Here is a 1,179-nt window from a genome sequence, read left to right as displayed (position 1 = left end):
GGAACATAGCCTGGCGATGGCTGCTGTTGCGGTTCAGTTGACGACCACTCTTACGATGGCGCATGACCTTATCCTTCTCAGTAAAACCTTAACCTGTGATCCGGTTACTCGTCAGCAATGCTTGCCGGTGGCCAGTTTTCCAGGCGCATGCCCAGAGACAAACCACGTGAAGCCAGCACGTCTTTAATCTCAGTAAGAGATTTTTTACCCAGGTTCGGCGTTTTCAGCAACTCAACCTCGGTACGCTGTACCAGATCACCGATATAGTGGATAGCTTCTGCCTTAAGGCAGTTAGCAGAGCGGACAGTCAATTCGAGATCGTCAACAGGGCGCAGCAGGATCGGATCGAATTCTGGTTTCTCTTCTTTCACTTCCGGCTGACGTACATCACGTAAATCAACGAAAGCTTCCAGTTGTTCTGCCAGGATGGTTGCCGCACGACGAATCGCCTCTTCAGGATCGATTGTGCCGTTGGTTTCCATTTCGATGACCAGCTTGTCCAGGTCGGTACGCTGTTCTACACGCGCTGCTTCAACATTGTAGGCAATACGCTCTACAGGGCTGTAGCATGCGTCGACCAGCAGACGGCCGATTGGGCGCTCATCTTCTTCCGAATGAATTCGGGCAGAAGCCGGCACATAACCGCGACCGCGCTGAACTTTGATACGCATGCTAATAGCTGCGTTCTCATCGGTCAGGTGGCAGATCACATGTTGCGGCTTGACGATTTCGACATCACCGTCATGGGTAATGTCGGCTGCGGTCACAGGGCCAATGCCAGATTTGTTCAAAGTAAGGATAACTTCATCTTTACCCTGAACTCTCACCGCCAGCCCTTTCAGGTTGAGCAGGATTTCAAGGATATCTTCCTGAACGCCTTCTTTGGTGCTGTACTCATGAAGTACACCATCAATCTCAACCTCGGTCACCGCGCAACCCGGCATCGATGAGAGCAGAATACGGCGCAGTGCGTTACCAAGAGTATGGCCAAAGCCACGCTCTAAAGGTTCAAGGGTCACCTTGGCGTGCGTCGAACTCACTTGCTCGATATCGACCAGGCGCGGTTTTAGAAACTCTGTCACAGAACCCTGCATTGTGTCCTCTCTTTGGTACTAAGCTTTACTTGGAGTAAAGCTCGACGATCAGGTGTTCGTTAATGTCCGCAGACAGATCAGAACG

General features: G+C 51.5%; 1 protein-coding gene and 1 pseudogene. Both read right to left on the bottom strand.

The window, feature by feature from the left end:
- A pseudogene (gene rplQ / locus FQK12_RS00125) lies at positions 1–64 on the bottom strand (50S ribosomal protein L17); the annotation flags it as partial.
- A gap of 40 nt (positions 65–104) precedes the next feature.
- A complete protein-coding gene (locus FQK12_RS00120) occupies positions 105–1,094 on the bottom strand; it encodes a DNA-directed RNA polymerase subunit alpha (RefSeq protein ID WP_002919219.1) in 990 nt (329 codons plus the stop codon).
- Between the last annotated feature and the right edge of the window lie 85 nt (positions 1,095–1,179).

The organism is Klebsiella sp. ME-303 (genome assembly GCF_007910085.1).
GTDB classification, from domain to species: Bacteria; Pseudomonadota; Gammaproteobacteria; order Enterobacterales; family Enterobacteriaceae; genus Klebsiella; species Klebsiella michiganensis.
Note: the sequence above shows the minus strand (reverse complement) of the source record. Positions and strands in the feature narration are given on the sequence as shown.

Excerpts from the sequence above, each read along its gene's own strand:
- FQK12_RS00120 (WP_002919219.1), bottom strand. The coding sequence starts at position 1,094 with ATGCAGGGTTCTGTGACAGAGTTTCTAAAACCGCGCCTGGTCGATATC.